The following is a 19,956-nucleotide window of genomic DNA, read 5'->3' as shown; positions in this document are numbered from 1 at the left end:
CATCGCCGCGACATCGCGGTGACGGTGGACCATCGTCCGGTGCCCGATCAATCCTGCAGCACATAGCTGCCGGGCGCGTCGCCCAGCGGCGGATAGCCGGCCGCGGCCGCGCCCAGCGCGGGCGGCGACACGGCGGCGCCGGAGCGGGCGCCAAGCCAGGCGACCCATTCCGGCCACCACGAACCCTGGTGCACCGGCGTCTCTTCCAGCCAGCGGTCGGGGTCGACATAGTGGCTGTCGTGCTTGTGCGCCAGCACCCGATAGCGCCGGCGCGGATGGCCTGGTTCGGAGACGATGCCGGCATTGTGGCCGCCGCTGGTCAGCACGAAGGCGACCGAGGTGTCGGTCAGCATGTGGATCTTGAACACCGAGCGCCACGGCGCAACGTGGTCCCATTCGGTGCCGACAGCGAACACGTCCTGCTCGATGTCCGGCAGCGCCACCGGCTTGCCGTCGACCGGGAAGCGCCCCTCGGCCAGGTCGTTGTGCAGGAACAGGGTACGCAGATACTCGCTGTGCATCTGATAGGGCATGCGGGTGGCGTCGGCGTTCCAGGCCATCAGGTCGGTCATCGGCACGCGCTCGCCCATCAGGTAGTCGTGGACCATGCGCGACCAGACCAGGTCGTTCGAGCGCAGCATCTGGAAGGCGCCGGCCATCTGGCGGGTGTCGAGGAAGCCCTGCTCCCACATCATGTCCTCGAGGAAGGTGAGCTGGCTTTCGTCGATGAACAGCGTCAGCTCGCCGGCCTCGGTGAAGTCCGTCTGCGCCGCGAACAGGCTGATCGAGCGCAGCCGGTCGTCGCCGTCGCGCGCCATCGCCGCCGCCGCGATCGCAAGCAGCGTGCCGCCCAGGCAATAGCCGGTGGCGTGGACCTTGGCGCCGGGCACGATCGCCGCGATCGCGTCGAGCGCCTCGCCGATGCCCAGCGCGAGATAGTCGGCCATCGCCAGGTTGCGGTCGTCCGGCCCCGGGTTGCGCCACGAGATCATGAACACCGTGAAGCCCTGGCCGACCAGATAACGGACGAGAGAGTTCTCCGGCGACAGGTCGAGGATGTAATATTTCATGATCCAGGCGGGCACGATCAGCACCGGCTCCGGCCGCACCGCATCCGTCGTCGGCGCATATTGGATCAGCTCGACCAGCCGGTTGCGCCACACCACCTTGCCGGGCGAAACCGCGACGTCGCGCCCGACCCGGAACGCGTCGGTGCCGACCGGCCCGCGGCCGGCAATCGCGCGTTCCCAGTCCTCGGCCATGTTCTGCAGGCCGCGCAGCAGGTTCATGCCGCCTTCCTTGCGGGTGCGCTCCAGCACCACCGGGTTGGTCCACGGGAAGTTGGACGGCGAGAACAGGTCCAGGATCTGGCGGGCGGCGAACTCCACCTCGTTCTCGTGCTGGCCGGTGACGCCGCGCACGCCGGTGGTGGCGTTGTGCCACCATTGCTGGGTCAGCAGGAACGACTGCTGGACCAGGTTGAACGGAAAGGCCTGCCACGCCGGGTCGGCGAAACGCCGGTCCTGCGGCAGCGGCTGGACGCAGTCGTCGCAGCGCCCGTGCGCCGCCACCCGGGCGGCGTAGTTGGCATAGCGCCAGCCCTTGCGCATCGCCTTCTCGGCCAGCTGCAGCCGCTTGCCGGGCGCGGTTGCCAGGTGGATCGCCCAGTCCATATAGGCCTCGGCCAGCGCGGCCGGCGACAGCCCGGCGGTGAAGCGCGCAATGGTCGCCCGCACGGAGCGGTCGATGACATCGGATAGCGCGGTGGCCGCATAGGAATCGCGCTCGAACGGTGCGGCGGCAGGGGGCGCCGGCGGGGCCGCGCCCGGTGCCGCCGTGCCTGCCTTCAGGCGCGGACGCCGCCGCGCGGCCGACGGTGTGCGCCGATGCATTTCCATGGCCCGATCCCCGCTGCTGCGGCGGGCGGCCTGTTGTCGCCCGCCTGCCCTGGCATCTGGGCACGGCGCCCGGCCGGCACAACCGCGGCGCGCGGTCGGGACGCGCGTCAGTCGGTCGCGCCGCCGATTCCGCGCAGCCTGGCCCGCAAGACCTCGATCTCGTCGAGCAGGTCCAGCACCAGCGCAGTGGCGTGGGGCGCGATGTCGAGGTCGCGCTGCAGCCGCACCGCGCGCGCCGCCCGCCGCAGCGTCGGCCCGGCGAAGCGCCATTCCGCCTCGCTGCGACCGCTCGGCGCCAGCACGCCCTCGGCCACCAGCGCGCAGATCGTCTCGCGCCCGGTGGCGCAGTAGACGGTCACCTGCTCCAGCGTCAGCGTCGTCCGCTCGTCGACGATCGCCCCGGTCAGCACGTCGGCTTCGCTCCTGCCAGCCATGGCTCAGACCTCCAGATGCCTGCGCGGGTTGAACGGAGCCGCCTCGGCCAGCGCACGATAGGCGGCCCTGGCGGCGTCGCTGTCGGCGGGCGGCAGCGCGATCTGCAGCACCACGAACAAGTCGCCGGGCGGATCGCCGGGAATGCCGCGCCCCTTCAGCCGCAGCCGGCGGCCCTGGCGCGAGCCGGCCGGCACGGCCAGGTCGACCGCGCCCGACGGCGTCGGCGTCTTCACCTTGGCGCCCAGCGCCGCCTCCCATGGCGTCACCGGCAGGTCGAGATAGACGTCGGCGCCTTCGACCCGATAGCGCGCATGCGGGTTGAACGCGACCTCGAGATAGAGATCGCCGGGGGGACCGCCGCCATAGCCCGGATCGCCCTGACCGGCCAGGCGGATCAGCTGGCCCTCGCGCACGCCCTTGGGGATGCGCACGTTCAGCGTCCGCTCCTTCATCCGCACCCGGCCGTCCTCGCCGAGTTCGGCCGCGCGCAAGGTCAGCGCGCGGGTGGCGCCGCCATAGGCATCCTCCAGGTCGATCAGGACGCGGGCCTGATGGTCGCCGCCGCGGGCCTGGAACCCGCCCTGGGTGCCGGCGCGGCCGCGGCTGCCGGCTCGGGCCCGTCCGAACAGCGCCTCGAAGAAGTCGCTGAACTCAGAGGTGTCGGTCTCGGCATAGTGCTCGCGATGCTCGAAGCCGGCGTCCCACCCCGGCGGCGGCCGGAACTGCTGGCCGGCCTGAAAATCGCGGCCCAACTGGTCGTAGGCGGCCCGCTTCTCCGGGTCCTTCAGCGCCTCATAGGCCTCGCTGATTTCCTTGAACCGCTCCTCCGCCCCCGGCTCCTTGCTGATGTCGGGGTGGTACTTGCGGGCCAGCGTGCGATAGGCGCGCTTGATCTCGTCCAGCGGCGCATCCGCCGCGACGCCCAGCGCCTTGTAATAGTCCTTGTACTCCATGCCGCCCTGCCGTTGCGGGTCCACCGAGCACCTAGATAGGCGCAGGCGGCGCGGCGCGCCACCCGGCCGCGTGTCGCAAGGTCGCTGCCGGTGGACCGCGCCGGACGTCGCCGCTAGGTTCGGACGCGACCGACGACGCGAGGAGATGACGGCGATGGATGCAGCCGAACTGCGCGCCTCGACGACCGCCGCGGCTGCGCCCGACGGGCTGGCGCCATGCGTGCGCGCGCTGTGGCACGCGGCCAGGGGCGAGTGGGACCGCGCCCACGAGATCGCCCAGGGCGAGGACGGCAGCGACGGCGCCTGGGTGCACGCCCACCTGCACCGGATCGAGGGCGACCTCGGCAATGCCGGCTACTGGTACCGGCGCGCAGGCAAGCCGGCGGCGACCGGCGGGCTCGATGCGGAGTGGGACGCGATCGCCGCGGCACTGCTGGCCGCCGGCTGAAGGCGCGGTGGTTGCGCCGGCGTCACTGGCGCGCGGCGCCGGCCTGCGCTAACCCTGCGGCGCATCCCAGCAGCCGCCGGACGCCACGATGGCCGACCCCTATGAGCCCGCCCGCCGCAACCGCCTGATCGACATCTTCCGCGGGCTGGCGTTCCTGTTCATCTTCCTGGCCCACACGCCGGGCAACGACTGGAAGCAGTTCATCCCCGGCGCCTGGGGCTTCTCCGACGCGACCGAGGTCTTCGTGTTCGTGTCCGGAATGGCCGCCGGCTTCGCCTTCGTGCCGGCGTTCGGCCGCGCCGGTTTCGGCATCGGCACGCTGCGCATCGCGCGGCGGATGTGGCAGGTCTATCTCGCCCACCTGATGATGTTCTTCGCCATCGCGGCGCTGCTGACCGTCGCCGACCTCACAGCCGGCGGCACCACCCATGTCGACTTCCTCAACCTGCGCCCGTTCTTCGACGACCCGCAGACCAACCTGGTCGGGCTGCTGAGCCTGACCTATGTGCCCAACCTGTTCGACATCCTGCCGATGTACGTGGTGATCCTGGCGCTGGTGCCGCCGCTGGTGGCGCTGGCGCGGCTGCACCCGACGGCGGCGCTCGGGGCCTCTGCCTGCCTCTACGCGGTCGCGGCGATCGGCCGGGTCAACCTGCCGGCGGAGCCGTGGAGCGACCGCGGCTGGTTCTTCGACCCGCTGTGCTGGCAGCTCCTGTTCACCATCGGCATGGCGCTGAGCGCCGGCTGGCTGCCGCGGCCGCGCCTGCCGCGCTGGCTGGCCTGGGCCGCGCTCGGCTTCGTCCTGGTCTCGGTACCGGTCGCCAACTTCGACCTGCGCACCGGCACGCCGCTGCTGGAAGACATCTATGCCGCGCTGGAGCCGGTCGATTCGAAGACCTTCCTCGGCCCGCTGCGCATCCTGCACTTCCTGGCGCTGGCGATCGCGGTGATCGGCCTGGCCGGCCCGCGGCTGGCCGCCACCGGCAACCGGGTCGCCGTCTGGCTGGAGCGCATCGGCCAGCAGTCGCTGATCGTGTTCGTTTCCAGCACCATCCTCGCCCAGGTTGCCGGCGTGCTGATCTTCGAGATCGCCAACACCTGGGCGACCACCCTGGTCGCCACCGTCGCCGGCTTCGTCGCGATCTACGCGGTGGCGCGGCTGGCCGCGCGGACCAAGGCCGCACTGGAACAGGTCACCCTCGCCCGCGCCGCAGCGCGCGGCCAGCTGCCCGCCGCCGCCCCGGCTGAAGTACGTCCTTCGAGACGCCGCCCTGCGGGCGGCTCCTCAGGATGAGGAAGGTCGGGGATGGCATCCGGAGGTTGGAGCAGGTCCGACTGCGGGGCACGGACTCGTCCCTTGCGGCGGTCGTGGCACACAGGAACACGCCTCATCCTGAGGAGGCGTCCGAAAGGACGCCGTCTCGAAGGACGCAACCCTGCCAATCCCCCACGCGGCGCCGTCACCGCCAGCATGACACCGGCACCGGCTGAAGTGCGTCCTTCGAGACGCCGCCCTGCGGGCGGCTCCTCAGCATGAGGATGGTCGGGGACGGCATCCGCCGCGGGGGGCGCTTTCCGCGCACCGGTACCCGCGTCCCGTCTCCGGCAACGCCAACGGCAAACCCGGCAACCCTTATCCTGAGGAGGCGTCCGCCAGGACGCCGTCTCCAAGGACGCACCGCCGTCGATCCAACCTGCCGGCTCACGCCTCGCGGGCAGGCTCGAACCAGACCGGGCAGGCATAGCGGCGGGTGATCTCTTCGCCGGCGGCGATGGCGCGGGCGGCGACCAGGGTGACCAGCCAGCCGAGCTCCGGGTCGCGCTCGGTCAGGGTCAGCGCCGACGGCGCGTCGGCGTGGTTGCACAGGCTGGCCAGGCCGAGCACCACCAGGCCCAGCCGGTCGCCCGCGGGATGGGCGAAGTAGTAGTTGTCGATCGCGGTCGGCGTCACCGCGACCACGTCGGCCTCGCTCAGCTCGATGGTGCAGTCGCACAGGATGACCTCGCCGGCGGCGATCGCCGCGGTGGCATAGACCCCGCGGCCCTTGGCGCCGGCGCGGCGCGGCGCGACCTTGGTCGCCGCCGGCTGGAGCCAGCCGCCGCTCACGATCCCAGCGCCTTGACGAACATCGTCTTGCCGTCGCCGGGCCGGTAGAAGTCCGGCAGTTCGGCCGCCAGCGTGAAGCCGACGGCGCGGTAGAAGGCCCGCGTCGGCGCGTAGGCCGGCGACGACGAGGTGTCGGCATAGACGCGGTGCGCGCCCATGCGCCGCATCGCCGCCTCGCTGCGCTGCATCAGCGCGCGGCCCAGGCCGGTGCCCTGGAATTCCGGTGCCACCGCGATCCAGTAGAGGTCGTGGCTGACCTCCGAGCCCGGAATCAGGCCGTAGCAGGCATAGCCGGCGAGCGTGCCGCCGCGCTCGGCCAGCACGAACTCGTAGCCGGAGGCGCGGCCCTTGGCGACCCGCTCGTCGACCAGTTCCTGGGCGATGTCGACCTCGTCGGCCGAGAACATGCCGGTGGCGGCGACCAGCGCGCGGACGCGCGGCCCGTCGTCGGCGCGCACCGCCTCGCGCCAGGTCAGCGTGTCGGCCTTGGCCGGCCGCTGCTGCACGGGCGTCCCGGCCGGCCGCGCCCGCGTCGACGCCTCGGCCAGGCCGGTGAAGAAGTGGCGGGCATTCACCCCCAGCGTGCGCACCCGATAGCCGCCCTCCTGCACCACCACCGTCGGCAAGCCGGCGCCGCCGATCATCGCGCCGATGCGATGGAAATCGGCGGCGCGGTTGGGCCAGGTGCCGGTCGGGTCGCCGCGGGCGGTGTCGAGGCCGAGCGAGACCACCAGCCAGGCCGGCCGGAACCGCGCGATCCGCTTCAGCGCGGTGTCGAGCGCCTCGCGGTAGAGCGCCGGCGTGATCGTCTCCGGCAGCGGCAGGTTGAGGTTGAAGCCGGCACCCTTGTCGCGCCCGGTCTCGTTGCGGAAACCGGTGAAATAGGGATAGGCGAAGGACGGATGGCCGTGGATCGACACGGTCAGCACGTCGTCGCGGCGATAGAAGATGTCCTGCTGGCCGTTGCCGTGGTGGTAGTCGATGTCGAGCATCGCCACCCGGCCGTAGCCCGACAGATAGTGGGCGGCGACCGCGCCGTTGCAGAAATAGCAGAAGCCGCCGAACGAGCGCCGCTCCGCATGATGGCCCGGCGGGCGCACCAGCGCATAGGCCAGCGGCGCGCCGCGCAGCACCGCGTCGGCCGCCGTCAGCGCGCAGTCGACCGCCTGGCGCGCGGCCGGCCAGACGTTGCGGTTCAGCGGCGTGAAGGTGTCGATGCACCAATAGCCGGCCAGCACCGAGCGTTCCTTCGGCCGCCGCGCCGGATTGCGGATCGGGAAGACATAGGGATAGACCGAGCGCTTCTCCGGCGCCTCGGCGCAGGCGCGCTCGATATAGTCGACCAGCCCCGGGTCGTGCACCGCGCGCAGGTGGCGGTCGGGGAAATGCCGCGGCGCGATGCGCTGGAACAGGCCGGTCTTGTACAGCTCGCCCAGGATGGCGCTGATTCGCACCGGCGCCTCGACATAGCCGCGGTCGCGGACGTGATGGATTTCATGGCCGTTGTTGACGACGACCGGAATCGGCTGGCGCGGCCGGGTCTGCGGCGGCGCCACCGCCTCGGCCTTGTGATAGCGCGCCGGGCGCAGGCCGAAGCCGCCGTCGCGGATCGATCCGACCACGCGCTCGACATAGGCCGGCGGGCACAGCCGGGCGTATTTGCGCTCCAGGATGGCGCGGACGATGCGACGCAGCTGCGGCCCGTCTGGCAGGCCGTGCAGGCCGAGGCCGTCGAACACCAGGAACGGCATGTCGGTGTCGCCCGGCTGCAGCGGCAACTGGTAGTCGGTGCCGACGATCGGCAGCGCGCCATAGCGCTCGTAGAAGCGCAGCCGGGCGACGTTCTGCCGGCGCACCGCCGGATCCGGGCTGGCCTGCGGATCGTCCGGCAGACACTCGAAATAGAGCCCGCGGACGCCCAGCGCCGCCGCCTCGTCGCGCACGCGGTCGTACAGCGCGCCGCCGATGCCCGAGCCGGCGCGGCTGCCCGGCGCGACGGTGATCACGTCGAGATAGGCGAAGGCGAGGTCCGGGTCGTGCAGCAGCAGCGCCGCAGCCTTGACGTGGCCGCGCGCGTCCTCCGCCACGAACAGCGCGGCGACGAAGCGATGCCGGAACGGATTGGCAAGCTGGTCGGGCAGCTTGTCGATCTCGTCCGCCGGCATGCCGGGGAACTGGGCGCGGACGATGGCGACGGCCTCGTCCACGGCCGCCGCGTTGGCCGGCGCCCGGGCATCGGTGATCTTGCGGATTCTCAGCATCTCAGGCCGCGGCCCGGTGCGCCCCCAGCGCGGCGTCGACGATGGCGCCGATCAGGGCGTCGAAGCCCAGGCCCGATTCCGCCGCCGCGGCGACGAAGCCGGCGTCGGGCGCCAGGCAGGGATTGACGTTGACCTCCAGCAGCCACAGTCGGCCGTCTTCATCGACCCGGAAGTCGACGCGGGCATAGCCGGCGACCTCGAACAGCGTCCAGGCGTCGCAGGCCAGCGCCCGCAGCCGGTCGAGCAAGGCCGCATCCGCCGCGGCGAAGTCGAACCGGCGCGGCGTGTTCTCGTAGGCGAACGAGCCCGCCGCCCATTTCGCCTCGTAGTCGACGATGCGCGGGCGGCCGGGCGGAAAGGCATCGAAGCGGATCTCGGCCGGCGGCAGCACCCGCGGCCCGTCGGCGCCCTCGAGCAGCGACAGGTTGAACTCGCGGCCGTCGACAAAGGCCTCGGCGAAAAACCGGCCGCCGTGGCGGGCGGCGCGGTCGCGGACGACGCGGCCTGCCTTCGCCGCCGGCACCACCGAGTACGCGTCGATGCCGAGCGAGGCGTGCTCGGTCTCCGACTTGACGATCGCCTGCGCACCAGCCGGCAGGCCGGCGCCGTCGCGCGACCACGCCGGCGTCGGCAGGCCCGCCGCCGCCATCAGCCGCTTGGCCGTCACCTTCGACAGGGTCAGGCGGTGCGCCTCGCCGCCGGCGCCGGTGAACGGCAGGCCGAGATGCTCCAGCGCCGACGGCACCAGCTGGGCCAGCGCGCAATCGCCGTCCAGCGCCTCGACCAGGTTGAACACCGCCGCGGGACGCTGCGCAGCGAGGCGCCGCAGCGCGCCCAGGTCGAGGTCGACCCGGACCACCGCGCTGCGCCGGCCGAGCCGCTCGAGCGCCGCCGCCACCGCCTCGGCCGTCGCCAGCGTGTCCGCCTCGTCCGGCCGGTCGAGCGCGGCGCCGTGGATGACGGGGATGTAGGGGCGGTTCGCGGTCATCGGACGCCTATGCCGCCGCCGGCACCGGGCGCCCTGCGCCCTGCGCCCTTCGAGACGGCGTCCTGCGGACGCCTCCTCAGGACGAGGGCTTCGGTGCGGTCGCGACGCCCGAATACCCGGTAGCGTCGACCCTTCGCGCACGTTCCCGATCGGTGGCTGCCGTCCCCCTTTGCCCCTCATCCCGAGGAGCCGCCCCGAGGGCGGCCTCTCGAAGGACGCACGATGCCGACGGCGGCGCGGTCACGCGGCGGTGCGGCGGGCAGGCGCCAGGCGCAGGCGCGTGCCGGCCGCCTCCATGATCGCGGCGATCAGGGCGTCGTAGGCCATGCCGGCCTGGCCGGCGAGGATCGGCAGGTCGGAATGGGTCGGGTGCATGCCGGGCAGCGTGTTGACCTCGAGGAACTGCGGCACGCCGGCGGCGTCCGAACGCATGTCGATCCGCGCCGCGTCGCGGCAGTCGAGCGCGCGATAGGCCGCCAGCGCCGACGCGCCGGCGGCACGCGCCTCGGCATCGTCGGCCAGCGCATAGGTCACGCGGCTCTCGCACAGCTCCTTGTTCTCATAGGTGTAGACCTCGGCCTCGGCGCCCTCGCGCAGCAGGATCTCCAGCACCCCGATCACGCGGGCGGCCGCGCCATTGCCGACGATGCCGACCGTGAACTCGCGCCCCGGCAGGAAGGTCTCGGCGATCGCCGGCTGGGCGAAGCGGTCGCGCAGCGCACGGGCGACGCGGGCCAGCGCCTTCGCGCCCGTCACCTTCGACGCCGCGGTGCAGCCCTTGCCGGTGCCCTCGGCGACCGGCTTGACGAACAGCGGGTACGGCAGCGCGCAGGCGCGCGCGTCGTTGTCGTCCGCGATCAGCGCGAACGGCGCCGTCGGCACCCCGGCGTCGCGCACCAGCCGCTTGGCCACCGCCTTGTCCAGCCCCGCCGCCTGGGTCAGCGGGTCGGAGAAGGTGTAGGGCACGCCGAACGCCTCCAGCAGCGCCGGCACCTGCGCCTCGCGCGAGCGGCCGTGCACGCCCTCGGCGATGTTGAACACCAGGTCCCAGCGGTCGCCGGCGACCAGCCGCTGCGCCAGGGCGCGGACATGGCCGATGCGGACCACGGCATGGCCGAGACCGACGAGCGCCGCCTCGATCGCCGCGATCGTTTCCGGCGAATCGAATTCGGCGAGCTGTTCCTCGCTAAAGCCGCAGCAGCCGCGATAGTCGTCGCGCAGGTCGTAGGTCAGGCCGACGCGCATGGGACCGCCTCCGCACCGGCGCGATCCGCACCGATGGTGCCGCCCGGGTCGGGATAGCGGTAGATGCCGCCCTCGAAATTGCGCAGCAGCAGGTCGTCGCCGTCGCGCCCGACGATATAGTCCGGCAGCAGCGGGATCTTGCCGCCGCCACCGGGCGCATCGATCACGTACTGCGGCACCGCATAGCCGGTGGTGTGGCCGCGCAGGCCCTCGATGATCTCGATGCCCTTGGCCACCGGCGTGCGGAAATGCGCCGAGCCGGTGATCGGATCGCACTGGTAGAGGTAGTAGGGCTTCACCCGGCGCATCAGCAGCCCGTGCATCATCGTCTTCATCGTCTCGACGTCGTCGTTGATGCCTTTCAGCAGCACCGACTGGCTGCCCAGCGGGATGCCGGCGTCGGCCAGCCGCGCATAGGCCTCGGTCACCTCCGGCGTCAGCTCGCGCGGATGGGTGACGTGGATGCTCATCCACAGCGGATGGTGTTTGCGCAGCACGCGCACCAGCGCGCGGGTCACCCGCATCGGCAGCACCGTCGGCACCTTGGTGCCGAGGCGGACGAACTCGACATGCCGGATCGCGCGCAGGCGGCCGAGCAGGTAGTCGAGCTTCTCGTCGGCGATGGTCAGCGGGTCGCCGCCGGAAATCAGCACGTCGCGCACCTCGCTGTGCGCTTCGATATAGGCCAGCGCCTGCTCCCACTGGCGGGTGGAGAACTGGTAGTCGCCGCCGGCCTCGCCGACCATGCGCGAGCGGGTGCAGTAGCGGCAGTAGGTCGAGCAGAATCCGGTCGACAGGAACAGCACCCGGTCGGGATAACGATGCACCAGCCCCGGGGCGGCGGAATCGTGGTCCTCGCCCAGCGGGTCGTCGGCCTCGCCGGGGGTGCGCAGATATTCCTGGCCGACCGGGATGTGGGTGCGGCGCAGCGCCTCGGCCGGATCGTCCGGGCTCATCAGGCTGGCGTAGTAGGGCGTGATGCCGACCGGCAGCGAGCCCTTGTGGGCCGCCACCGCCGCGCGCTCGTCGGCGCTCAGCGCGAACACCCGCTCCAGCTGGGCGAGCGAGCGGATGCGGTGGCGCAGCTGCCAGCGCCAGTCGTTCCACTCCGCATGGGTGGCTTCCGGGAAATGGCGGCGGCGGAAGGCGCGGCTATCGGGACTGATCGGGAACGGCTCGGTCCGGCGCACCGGGCGCATGGTCAGCACGGGCACGATCGGCGCCGGATCGGACGGGATCGGCGGGTTCAGCAGGCTGGCGATGATCGGTTGGGAGAGGGAGAGATTCGTTGCGGAGCCGCAACTCGGAGGCTCCGCCGGAGCCGCCTGAAGATCGTCCATAATATGGATAATCCATGCCGCTGCGGGCGATCGTCGCGCGACCATCGTCGATTCTGTCACCGCGCCGCAGTCGCCTCCAGATTGTTCACTTCAACCGCCTTTGCAAGGGGCATTTTTTGGGCCGAAAGCGGTTTTTCGATGGAACCTTTTCGCGGTCCGCCGGGGCCGCGCGCAACAGGCCCGGAAAGCGCAGGATTCCCGCGATCCGGCGGCGGGGTTGATCTGCATCAACGACCGCAAGCGCAGTGTCGAATTGACTGAATTTAAGGCTGGCATGCGCGCGCTTCCGCGGCGCGGTGCCGAACCGGGACCGGGGGCCCAGCGCGACGATGCCGATGGAACCGAGCGACAAGAAGACCCACGTCAACTTCTGGTACTTCGTCGCAGCGCTCGGGCTGATCCTGGTGCTGCAACAGTGCTGGCAGGCCAGCCAGCAGGTCGAGACCATTCCCTACAGCGAGTTCCAGCGGCTGCTGCGCGAAGGCCAGATCGCCGAGATCGCCATCGCCGACACCAACATCCGCGGCCAGCTGCGAAGCCCGCTGCCGAACGGCCAGCAGTTCATCTACACCGTCCGCGTCGATCCCGACTTCGCCAACGACCTGGAGCAGTACGACGTCAAGTTCACCGGCGTGGTCGAAAGCAACGTCATCGGCACCGTCCTGTCCTGGGTACTGCCGGCACTGATATTCGTCGGCATCTGGATGTTCTTCATCCGCCGCTTCGCCCAGAACCAGGGCCTGGGCGGCTTCATGCAGATCGGCAAGAGCCGCGCCAAGGTCGCGGTCGAGAAGGACATCAAGGTCACCTTCGACGACGTCGCCGGCGTCGACGAGGCCAAGGAGGAGCTGCGCGAGGTGGTGCAGTTCCTGAAGGACCCGCGCGGCTACGGCCGGCTGGGCGCGCGCATTCCCAAGGGCGTGCTGCTGGTCGGCCCGCCCGGCACCGGCAAGACGCTGCTGGCCCGCGCGGTCGCCGGCGAGGCCGGGGTGTCGTTCTTCTCGATCAACGGCTCCGAGTTCGTCGAGATGTTCGTCGGCGTCGGTGCCGCGCGGGTGCGCGACCTGTTCGACCAGGCCCGCAAGAGCGCGCCGTGCATCATCTTCATCGACGAGCTCGACGCGCTCGGCCGCGCCCGCGGCGTCGGCCCGGTCTCCGGCGGCGCCGACGAGAAGGAGCAGACGCTGAACCAGCTGCTGGCCGAGCTGGACGGCTTCGACCCGTCGACCGGCGTGGTGCTGCTGGCCGCCACCAACCGGCCGGAGATCCTGGACCCCGCCCTGCTGCGCGCCGGCCGCTTCGACCGCCAGATCCTGGTCGACCGGCCGGACAAGACCGGGCGGATCCAGATCCTGAAGGTGCACATCAAGAAGGTGACGCTGGGCGGCGACGTCAACATCGAGCAGCTCGCCGCGCTGACCGCGGGCTTCAGCGGCGCCGACCTCGCCAACCTGGTCAACGAGGCGGCGATCCTGGCCACGCGCCGGCGCGGCCGCGACGTGACGATGGACGACTTCAACCGCGCGATCGAGCGCATCGTCGCCGGGCTGGAGAAGAAGAGCCGGCTGCTGAACCCGCACGAGCGCGAGGTGGTGGCCTATCACGAGACCGGCCACGCGCTGGTGACGCTGGCGCTGCCGGGCACCGAGACCGTGCACAAGGTCTCGATCATCCCGCGCGGCATCGGCTCGCTCGGCTACAACATCCAGCGGCCGACCGAGGACCGCTATCTGATGACCCGGCGCGAGCTGGAAAACAAGATGGCGAAGCTGCTGGCCGGCCGCGCGGCCGAGATGCTGAAGTTCGGCGAGCTGTCGACCGGCGCGGCCGACGACCTGGACAAGGCCACCGACATCGCGCGCAGCATGGTGATGCGCTACGGCATGGACCCGGCGCTCGGCCAGGCGGTCTATGCGCAGGAGCGCACCATGTTCCTGGGCGACGTCGGCATCCCCAGGCCGGAGACCCGCACCTACAGCGAGCGCTCGGCCTGGCGCATCGACGAGGCGGTGCGCAAGCTGGTCGAGGACGCCTACGACCGCGCCACCGCGATCCTGGAGCGCAACCGGGCGATGCTGGACGAGACCGCGGCCCGGCTGCTGGAAAAGGAGACCCTGACCGGCGAGGAGCTGCCGACCCCGATCGGCGAGGCCAACGGCGGCCGCCCGGCGATCGCCGCGGCGACGGCGCTTTAGCGGCGCGGGACCGGCGGCGATGGGCGACAGCGCGGTCAGGATCATCCGCAAGCCGGCGCACCCGGGCGTGGCGCCGAACCTGGCCGACTACGCGTCGGCCTGCGCCGCCTTCAGCTGGGATGCGGTGCGGGCGGAGTTGGACGGCCTGCCGGGCGGCGGCCTCAACATCGCCCACGAGGCGGTCGACCGCCACCTCGCCACCGACCGGCGCGACCGGCTGGCGCTGCGCTGGATCGCGCGCGACGGCGCGGTGCGGGACTACAGCTATGCCGATCTCGCCGCCGGCGTGGCCCGTTTCGCCAATGTCCTGCGCGGGCTGGGCGTCGCGCCGGGCGAGCGGGTGTTCTCGCTGCTCGGCCGCGTGCCCGAGCTCTATTTCGCCGCGCTCGGCACGCTGAAGGCCGGCTGCGTCTACTCGCCGCTGTTCGCCGCCTTCGGCCCGGAACCGGTGCAGTCGCGCATGACCATCGGCGACGCCCGCGTGCTGGTGACCACGGCGTCGTTCTACCAGCGCAAGGTGGCGCCCTGGCGCGCCGCGCTGCCCGGCCTCGCCCACGTGCTGCTGGTCGACGTCGACGCCCAGGCCGCCCCGGCCGGCACCGCCAGCCTGGCGGCGCTGATGGCCGCCGCGTCGCCGCAGGCGGACACGGCGGCGACCGGGTCCGACGACATGGCGCTGCTGCATTTCACCAGCGGCACCACCGGCCGGCCGAAGGGCGCCATCCACGTGCACGGCGCGGTGGCGATGCACAAGGCGACCGGCCGCACCGCGCTGGACCTGCATCCCGACGACGTCTTCTGGTGCACCGCAGACCCGGGCTGGGTCACCGGCACCTCCTACGGCATCATCGCGCCGCTGGCCAACGGCGTGACCATGCTGGTCGACCAGGGCGAGTTCGACGCCGAGCGCTGGTACCGGCAGCTGCAGGACCACGCGGTCACCGTCTGGTACACCGCGCCGACCGCGATCCGGATGCTGATGAAGGCCGGCGACGACCTGGTCGGCCGCTTCGACCTGTCCCGGCTGCGCTTCCTGTCCAGCGTCGGCGAGCCGCTGAACCCGGAGGCGGTGGTGTGGAGCGACCGCGTGTTCGGCCGGCCGTTCCACGACAACTGGTGGCAGACCGAGACCGGCGGCATCATGATCGCCAACTATGCGGCGATGGACATCAAGCCCGGTTCGATGGGCATGCCGCTGCCCGGCACCGAGGCCGGGATCGTCGAGCGCGGCGACGGCGGCCACGTGCGCCCGGTCGACAAGCCGATGGCAATGGGCGAACTGGCGCTGCGGCCCGGCTGGCCGTCGATGTTCCGCGGCTACCTGAACGAGGACGAACGCTACCGCAAGTGTTTCGCCGACGGCTGGTACCTCAGCGGCGACCTGGCGATGCGCGATTCCGACGGCTACTACTGGTTCGTCGGCCGCGCCGACGACGTGATCAAGTCGGCCGGCCACCTGATCGGGCCGTTCGAGGTGGAAAGCGCGCTGGTCGAGCACCCGGCAGTGGCCGAGGCCGCGGTGATCGGCATCCCGGACGAACACATGGGCGAGATGGTCAAGGCCTTCGTCGCGCTGAAGCCCGGCTTCGCGCCCGACGAGGCGCTGCGCAAGGACCTGCTCGGCCATGCGCGCAAGGCGCTGGGCCCGGCGGTGGCGCCGCGGCAGATCGACTTCCGCGCCAACCTGCCGAAGACCCGCAGCGGCAAGATCATGCGCCGGCTGCTGAAGGCGCGCGAGCTCGGCCTGCCCGAGGGCGACATCTCGACCCTGGAGAGCGACGAGCGATGAGCGCCGGCAAGACGCACCTGACCCGCGCCCACGCGCTGCACCTGCTGCGCGAGATGCTGCGCATCCGCCACTTCGAGGAGAAGTGCGCCGAGCTCTATACCCAGGAGAAGATCCGCGGCTTTCTGCACCTCTACATCGGCGAGGAGGCCAATGCCGTCGGCGTGATGCAGGCGCTGGCGCCGGAGGATGCCGTCGTCGCCACCTATCGCGAGCACGGCCACGCGCTGGCCCGCGGCATCGCGATGGGGCCGGTGATGGCCGAGATGTACGGCAAGCAGGAAGGCTGCAGCCGCGGCCGCGGCGGCTCGATGCACATCTTCGATGCCGCCACCCGCTTCTACGGCGGCAACGCCATCGTCGGCGGCGGCCTGCCGCTGGCGGTCGGGCTGGGTCTGGCCGACCGGATGCAGGGCCGCACCGCCGTCACCGCCTGCTTCTTCGGCGAGGGCGCGGTCGCCGAGGGCGAGTTCCACGAGAGCATGAACCTGGCCGCGCTGTGGCGGCTGCCGGTGCTGTTCGTCTGCGAGAACAACCTCTACGCCATGGGCACCGCGCTGGAGCGTTCGGAATCCCAGACCGACATCGCGGCCAAGGCGGCCGCCTACAGGATCCCGTCGGCCAGCGTCGACGGCATGGACGTGGTGGCGGTCGAGGTCGCCGCCCGCCGCGCGGTGGCGCAGATCCGCGAAACCGGCGCGCCCCATTTCCTGGAATGCAAGACCTACCGCTTCCGGGCGCATTCGATGTTCGACGCCCAGCTCTATCGCGACAAGGCCGAGGTCGAGGACTGGAAGCGGCACGGGCCGATCCTGCGTTTCCAGGGCTGGCTGCAGCAGGCCGGCCTGCTGCACGACGCGGACGTCGCCGCGATGGAGCGCGAGATCGCGGCCGAGATTGCCGACGCGGTCGCCTTTGCCGAAGCCGGAACCTGGGAGCCGGTCGCCGAGCTCTTGCGCGATGTCGGCGGCGAAGGCGCGGGCGCGGGAGCGGGCCGGTGAGCGCGGCGGTCGAGACCACCTATCGCGAGGCGGTGAAGCAGGCGATCCGCGCGGCCATCGCCGGCGACCCGCGCGTGTTCCTGATGGGCGAGGACGTCGGCCGCTACGGCGGCTGCTATGCGGTCAGCAAGGGCCTGATCGACGAGTTCGGGCCGGAGCGCATCCGCGACACGCCGCTGTCGGAATCCGGCTTCACCGGCGCCGGCATCGGCGCGGCGCTGGGCGGCATGCGGCCGATCGTCGAACTGATGACGGTGAATTTCAGCCTGCTCGCGCTCGACCAGATCCTCAACAACGCCGCCACCCTGCGCCACATGTCGGGCGGTCAGTTCGCCGTGCCGCTGGTGATCCGCATGGCGACCGGCGCCGGCCGCCAGCTCGCCGCCCAGCATTCGCACAGCCTGGAGGGCTGGTACGCCCACATTCCCGGCATCCGCGTGCTGGCGCCGGCTACGCTGGAGGATGCGCGCGGCATGCTGGCCACCGCGCTGGCCGACCCCGACCCGGTGCTGATCTTCGAGAACGTCACCCTGTACAACCGCAGCGGCATGCTGGCCGCCGACGCCGGCGCGGTCGACATCGACAAGGCGGCGGTGCGCCGGCCCGGCCGCGACGTCAGCCTGATCACCTATGGCGGGTCGCTGTTCAAGACGCTGGAGGCGGCGGAGACGCTGGCGGCCGACGGCATCGAGGCCGAGGTGATCGACCTGCGCAGCCTGCGCCCGCTGGACGACGCCACCATCCTCGGCTCGGTGACGACGACGCGCCGCGCGGTGATCGTCGACGAGGGCTGGCGCACCGGCAGCCTGGCAGCGGAGATCACCGCCCGCATCGTCGAAGGCGCTTTCTGGGAGCTGGACGGACCGGTGGCCCGCGTCTGCAGCGAGGAGGTGCCGATCCCCTATCCCAAGCACCTGGAGGATGCCGCGATTCCGCAGGCGCCGAAGATCGTCGCGGCGGTGCGCCGGCTGCTGGGCCGCACCGAACCGCGATGAGCCAGTTCTGCATGCCGTCGCTGGGCGCCGACATGGAGTCGGGCACGCTGGTCGAGTGGCTGAAGCAGCCCGGCGACCGGCTTGCCCCCGGCGACATCATCGCGGTGGTCGAGACCGACAAGGGCGCGATCGAGATCGAGGTGTTCGAGCGCGGCACGCTGACCGAGCAACTGCTGCAGCCCGGCGCGACCGTGCCGGTGGGCACGCCGATGGCGATGATCGACGGCGGCGCCCCGCCCGTCGCGGCGCCGCGGCCGGCCGCCCGGCCGGCGCAAGCGCCACCCGCAGCGGTGCCGGCGGCCGCGCCCGCCGCCGCTGCGCCGGCACCGGTGGCGGCCGAAACCGGCGGCGGGCGGCTGCGCGTCTCGCCGGCCGCGCGCCGGCTGGCGGCGGAGCGCGGCGTCGCGCTGGAGCGGCTGCACGGCAGCGGCCCCGACGGCGCCGTCGTCAGCGCCGACGTGCTGGCCGCTGCGTCCGCCGCACCGCCCACGCCGACCCAGCCGGCGCCCGCGCCGAGCCGCGGGTTGGACATGGCGGCGATGCGCCGCGCGATCGGCGCCGCGATGGCGCGGTCGATGCGCGAGATCCCGCACTATTACCTCAGCCACCGCGTCGAGGTCGGCGCCGCCGAGGCATGGCTGGCCGCCACCAACGCGCAGCGGCAGCCGGCCGACCGGCTGCTGATGGGCACGCTGTTCGTCAAGGCGGCCGCGCTGGCGCTGAAAAAGTACCCGGAGTTCAATGGCACCTACGAGGACGGCACGTTCCGGCCGGCCGCCGCCGTCCATCTCGGGCTGGCCATCGCGGTGCGCGGCGGCGGGCTGATCGCGCCGGCGATCCACGGCGCCGACGGCCGCGACCTCAACGACCTGATGGCCGGCATGCGCGACCTGGTGGCGCGCGCCCGCAGCGGCGGGCTGCGCTCGTCGGAGCTGTCGGACGGCACCGCCACCCTGTCCAGCCTGGGCGACCGCGGCGTCGATCTGCTCTACGGCGTGATCTATCCGCCGCAGGTGGCGCTGATCGGCGTCGGCAAGGTCGCGCGCCGGCCCTGGGTGGTGGACGACGCGGTGGTGCCGCGGCCGGTGGTGGCCTGGACGCTGGCCGCCGACCACCGGGTCAGCGACGGCCACCGCGGCGCGCTGCTGCTCGCCGAGATCGAACGCCTGCTGCAACAACCGGAGGCGCTATGACCACCCCGCAGCCGATGACCGCGGACCGGATCCGCGCCGCATTCCTGGCCGAGCTGGCGACGATCGCGCCCGACATCGACACCGATGCGCTCGACCCCGCCGTCGACCTGCGCGAGCAGGCCGACCTGGATTCGATGGATTTCCTCAACCTGACCATCGCGCTGAACCAGCGCCTGCGCATCGACATCCCGGAATCCGACACCGCCGCGCTGACCACCATCGACGGCGCGGTCGCCTTCATCGCCAGGCAGCTGGGCGGATAGCGGGCCGGCCGCCGCCGGCTCAGTCGTCGGAGTAGAACGCGCGCAGCGGCACGTTGTGCTCCGCGCGGATCGAGTTCTCGCAGATCGCGACGTTGGCATAGCCGTTCAGGCCGACGGTGAAGTGTTCCTCGTCCATCCGCTCGGTCTTGGCGACGCCGTTCAGGTTGTGCCAGGCGTGGACCAGCTCGTGGGCAAGCCCGATGAAGTTGGGGCGGACGCCGTCGGGCGTGTTGATGGTGTTGTGGTTGTACTTGACCATCGAGACGCAGCCGTTGCCGTTGCAGGCGTCGTCCTCGTTGCCGCGCTTGGCCAGGTTGCCGCCGCCGATCATGGTCACGCCCTTGACCTCCTGCACGGTCATGTCCGGGCGCATGATGCACACCTTGTAGCCGAACTTGGCCTGGCCCTCGGCCTTGATCTTGTCGAGCAGGCTCTTGCCGACCGGCTTGCTGTAGATCGTGGTCAGCGCCTCCTTGACCATGGTCGGGAACATCGGGCTCTGGTCGGTGTCGACGCGCACCTTGATGTGCTCGAAACCGGTGTCGTGCATGGTTGCCGGCATGGGCTCAGTCCTTTGCGATTGCTACCTGCGGGCGAAGGCCGCGGCGGGGAGGGTCGCCATGTCCCGGCCGGGCGGGCGGCCCGGCGGGATGCCGCGCAGTCTGATGCCGGGGCCGTTAAGATTCGGTCGACGCGCCGCCCGGGCGGCGGCTCAGACGTGGTGGCGCGGGATCGACAGCGTCCACTGGCGGTGGGCGAACGGGGCCTCGCCCTCGAAAGCCTCGAGCTCGGCGGAGAACTGGAACATGGTCGCCGTCGCGGACAGCCGGGTGCGGCAGGCGACGCGC

General features: G+C 71.7%; 18 protein-coding genes. 8 read left to right on the top strand and 10 right to left on the bottom strand.

Annotated elements, in window-relative coordinates; genetic code table 11:
* Nucleotides 1-47 precede the first annotated feature (47 nt).
* The 3 genes from R3F55_25225 to R3F55_25215 all read right to left on the bottom strand — a co-directional run bounded on the left by R3F55_25225 (nt 48) and on the right by R3F55_25215 (nt 3,286).
* Complete coding sequence (locus R3F55_25225) at nt 48-1,892, bottom strand: alpha/beta fold hydrolase (protein ID MEZ5670678.1); 1,845 nt, start codon at nt 1,890-1,892, stop codon at nt 48-50.
* A gap of 113 nt (nt 1,893-2,005) precedes the next feature.
* Nucleotides 2,006-2,332: a chaperone modulator CbpM gene (locus R3F55_25220; protein MEZ5670677.1), complete on the bottom strand. Its 327-nt coding sequence runs from the start codon at nt 2,330-2,332 to the stop codon at nt 2,006-2,008.
* Between the two features lie 3 nt (nt 2,333-2,335).
* On the bottom strand, nt 2,336-3,286 hold the full coding sequence (locus tag R3F55_25215; protein ID MEZ5670676.1) for a DnaJ C-terminal domain-containing protein: 951 nt from the start codon (nt 3,284-3,286) through the stop codon (nt 2,336-2,338).
* A gap of 154 nt (nt 3,287-3,440) precedes the next feature.
* Between R3F55_25215 and R3F55_25210 the strand changes: the two genes are divergently transcribed.
* Together R3F55_25210 and R3F55_25205 are read left to right on the top strand one after the other, a co-directional pair.
* On the top strand, nt 3,441-3,734 hold the full coding sequence (locus tag R3F55_25210) for a hypothetical protein (protein ID MEZ5670675.1): 294 nt from the start codon (nt 3,441-3,443) through the stop codon (nt 3,732-3,734).
* An 88-nt stretch (nt 3,735-3,822) separates the two neighbouring features.
* A complete protein-coding gene (locus R3F55_25205; GenBank protein ID MEZ5670674.1) occupies nt 3,823-5,028 on the top strand; it encodes an OpgC domain-containing protein in 1,206 nt (401 codons plus the stop codon).
* 408 nt (nt 5,029-5,436) lie between these two features.
* Here R3F55_25205 and R3F55_25200 read toward each other — a convergent pair whose 3' ends face one another.
* The 6 genes from R3F55_25200 to R3F55_25175 all read right to left on the bottom strand — a co-directional run bounded on the left by R3F55_25200 (nt 5,437) and on the right by R3F55_25175 (nt 12,027).
* Nucleotides 5,437-5,841, bottom strand: a complete 405-nt coding sequence (locus R3F55_25200) for a hypothetical protein (GenBank protein ID MEZ5670673.1) — start codon at nt 5,839-5,841, stop codon at nt 5,437-5,439.
* Nucleotides 5,838-8,102: a GNAT family N-acetyltransferase gene (locus R3F55_25195; protein ID MEZ5670672.1), complete on the bottom strand. Its 2,265-nt coding sequence runs from the start codon at nt 8,100-8,102 to the stop codon at nt 5,838-5,840. The genes R3F55_25200 and R3F55_25195 overlap by 4 nt, the downstream gene beginning before the upstream one ends.
* 1 nt (nt 8,103) lies before the next feature.
* Complete coding sequence (locus R3F55_25190; GenBank protein MEZ5670671.1) at nt 8,104-9,090, bottom strand: D-alanine--D-alanine ligase; 987 nt, start codon at nt 9,088-9,090, stop codon at nt 8,104-8,106.
* Between the two features lie 240 nt (nt 9,091-9,330).
* Nucleotides 9,331-10,335: a D-alanine--D-alanine ligase gene (locus tag R3F55_25185; GenBank protein MEZ5670670.1), complete on the bottom strand. Its 1,005-nt coding sequence runs from the start codon at nt 10,333-10,335 to the stop codon at nt 9,331-9,333.
* Complete coding sequence (locus tag R3F55_25180) at nt 10,320-11,534, bottom strand: KamA family radical SAM protein (protein ID MEZ5670669.1); 1,215 nt, start codon at nt 11,532-11,534, stop codon at nt 10,320-10,322. Before R3F55_25180 ends, R3F55_25185 begins: the two co-directional genes overlap by 16 nt.
* Before the next feature lie 226 nt (nt 11,535-11,760).
* Nucleotides 11,761-12,027, bottom strand: coding sequence for a hypothetical protein (locus R3F55_25175; protein ID MEZ5670668.1), 267 nt, complete (start codon nt 12,025-12,027; stop codon nt 11,761-11,763).
* On the opposite strand from R3F55_25175, the gene ftsH reads away from it, so the two are divergent.
* From ftsH to R3F55_25145, 6 genes are read left to right on the top strand one after another with little or no spacing between them, the layout of a single operon-like run.
* Entirely contained in the window at nt 12,011-13,870 is a 1,860-nt protein-coding gene (ftsH, locus tag R3F55_25170; GenBank protein MEZ5670667.1) for an ATP-dependent zinc metalloprotease FtsH, read from the top strand. The genes R3F55_25175 and ftsH overlap by 17 nt on opposite strands.
* 19 nt (nt 13,871-13,889) lie before the next feature.
* Entirely contained in the window at nt 13,890-15,659 is a 1,770-nt protein-coding gene (acsA, locus tag R3F55_25165; GenBank protein MEZ5670666.1) for an acetate--CoA ligase, read from the top strand.
* Nucleotides 15,656-16,657, top strand: a complete 1,002-nt coding sequence (gene pdhA / locus R3F55_25160; protein MEZ5670665.1) for a pyruvate dehydrogenase (acetyl-transferring) E1 component subunit alpha — start codon at nt 15,656-15,658, stop codon at nt 16,655-16,657. The genes acsA and pdhA overlap by 4 nt, the downstream gene beginning before the upstream one ends.
* Nucleotides 16,654-17,652 carry an alpha-ketoacid dehydrogenase subunit beta gene (locus R3F55_25155; protein MEZ5670664.1) on the top strand — a complete coding sequence of 333 codons (999 nt, stop codon included), beginning with the start codon at nt 16,654-16,656 and terminating at the stop codon, nt 17,650-17,652. The genes pdhA and R3F55_25155 overlap by 4 nt, the downstream gene beginning before the upstream one ends.
* On the top strand, nt 17,649-18,845 hold the full coding sequence (locus R3F55_25150; protein MEZ5670663.1) for a dihydrolipoamide acetyltransferase family protein: 1,197 nt from the start codon (nt 17,649-17,651) through the stop codon (nt 18,843-18,845). The genes R3F55_25155 and R3F55_25150 overlap by 4 nt, the downstream gene beginning before the upstream one ends.
* Nucleotides 18,842-19,108: an acyl carrier protein gene (locus R3F55_25145; GenBank protein ID MEZ5670662.1), complete on the top strand. Its 267-nt coding sequence runs from the start codon at nt 18,842-18,844 to the stop codon at nt 19,106-19,108. Before R3F55_25150 ends, R3F55_25145 begins: the two co-directional genes overlap by 4 nt.
* A 19-nt stretch (nt 19,109-19,127) precedes the next feature.
* Here the strand turns inward: R3F55_25145 and R3F55_25140 are convergent, their stop codons facing one another.
* Nucleotides 19,128-19,670: a M91 family zinc metallopeptidase gene (locus tag R3F55_25140; protein ID MEZ5670661.1), complete on the bottom strand. Its 543-nt coding sequence runs from the start codon at nt 19,668-19,670 to the stop codon at nt 19,128-19,130.
* Between the last annotated feature and the right edge of the window lie 286 nt (nt 19,671-19,956).

Source organism: Alphaproteobacteria bacterium, assembly GCA_041396705.1.
Lineage (GTDB): Bacteria > Pseudomonadota > Alphaproteobacteria > CALKHQ01 > CALKHQ01 > CALKHQ01.
Note: the sequence above shows the minus strand (reverse complement) of the source record. Positions and strands in the feature narration are given on the sequence as shown.

What these genes read in the sequence shown, in the direction of transcription:
- pdhA (MEZ5670665.1), top strand. Translation starts at nt 15,656, where the DNA reads ATGAGCGCCGGCAAGACGCACCTGACCCGCGCCCACGCGCTGCACCTG.
- R3F55_25145 (MEZ5670662.1), top strand. Translation starts at nt 18,842, where the DNA reads ATGACCACCCCGCAGCCGATGACCGCGGACCGGATCCGCGCCGCATTC.
- R3F55_25225 (MEZ5670678.1), bottom strand. Translation starts at nt 1,892, where the DNA reads ATGCATCGGCGCACACCGTCGGCCGCGCGGCGGCGTCCGCGCCTGAAG.
- ftsH (MEZ5670667.1), top strand. Translation starts at nt 12,011, where the DNA reads ATGGAACCGAGCGACAAGAAGACCCACGTCAACTTCTGGTACTTCGTC.
- acsA (MEZ5670666.1), top strand. Translation starts at nt 13,890, where the DNA reads ATGGGCGACAGCGCGGTCAGGATCATCCGCAAGCCGGCGCACCCGGGC.
- R3F55_25180 (MEZ5670669.1), bottom strand. Translation starts at nt 11,534, where the DNA reads ATGCGCCCGGTGCGCCGGACCGAGCCGTTCCCGATCAGTCCCGATAGC.
- R3F55_25220 (MEZ5670677.1), bottom strand. Translation starts at nt 2,332, where the DNA reads ATGGCTGGCAGGAGCGAAGCCGACGTGCTGACCGGGGCGATCGTCGAC.
- R3F55_25205 (MEZ5670674.1), top strand. Translation starts at nt 3,823, where the DNA reads ATGGCCGACCCCTATGAGCCCGCCCGCCGCAACCGCCTGATCGACATC.
- R3F55_25185 (MEZ5670670.1), bottom strand. Translation starts at nt 10,335, where the DNA reads ATGCGCGTCGGCCTGACCTACGACCTGCGCGACGACTATCGCGGCTGC.
- R3F55_25190 (MEZ5670671.1), bottom strand. Translation starts at nt 9,090, where the DNA reads ATGACCGCGAACCGCCCCTACATCCCCGTCATCCACGGCGCCGCGCTC.
- R3F55_25210 (MEZ5670675.1), top strand. Translation starts at nt 3,441, where the DNA reads ATGGATGCAGCCGAACTGCGCGCCTCGACGACCGCCGCGGCTGCGCCC.
- R3F55_25150 (MEZ5670663.1), top strand. Translation starts at nt 17,649, where the DNA reads ATGAGCCAGTTCTGCATGCCGTCGCTGGGCGCCGACATGGAGTCGGGC.
- R3F55_25215 (MEZ5670676.1), bottom strand. Translation starts at nt 3,286, where the DNA reads ATGGAGTACAAGGACTATTACAAGGCGCTGGGCGTCGCGGCGGATGCG.
- R3F55_25140 (MEZ5670661.1), bottom strand. Translation starts at nt 19,670, where the DNA reads ATGCCGGCAACCATGCACGACACCGGTTTCGAGCACATCAAGGTGCGC.
- R3F55_25195 (MEZ5670672.1), bottom strand. Translation starts at nt 8,102, where the DNA reads ATGCTGAGAATCCGCAAGATCACCGATGCCCGGGCGCCGGCCAACGCG.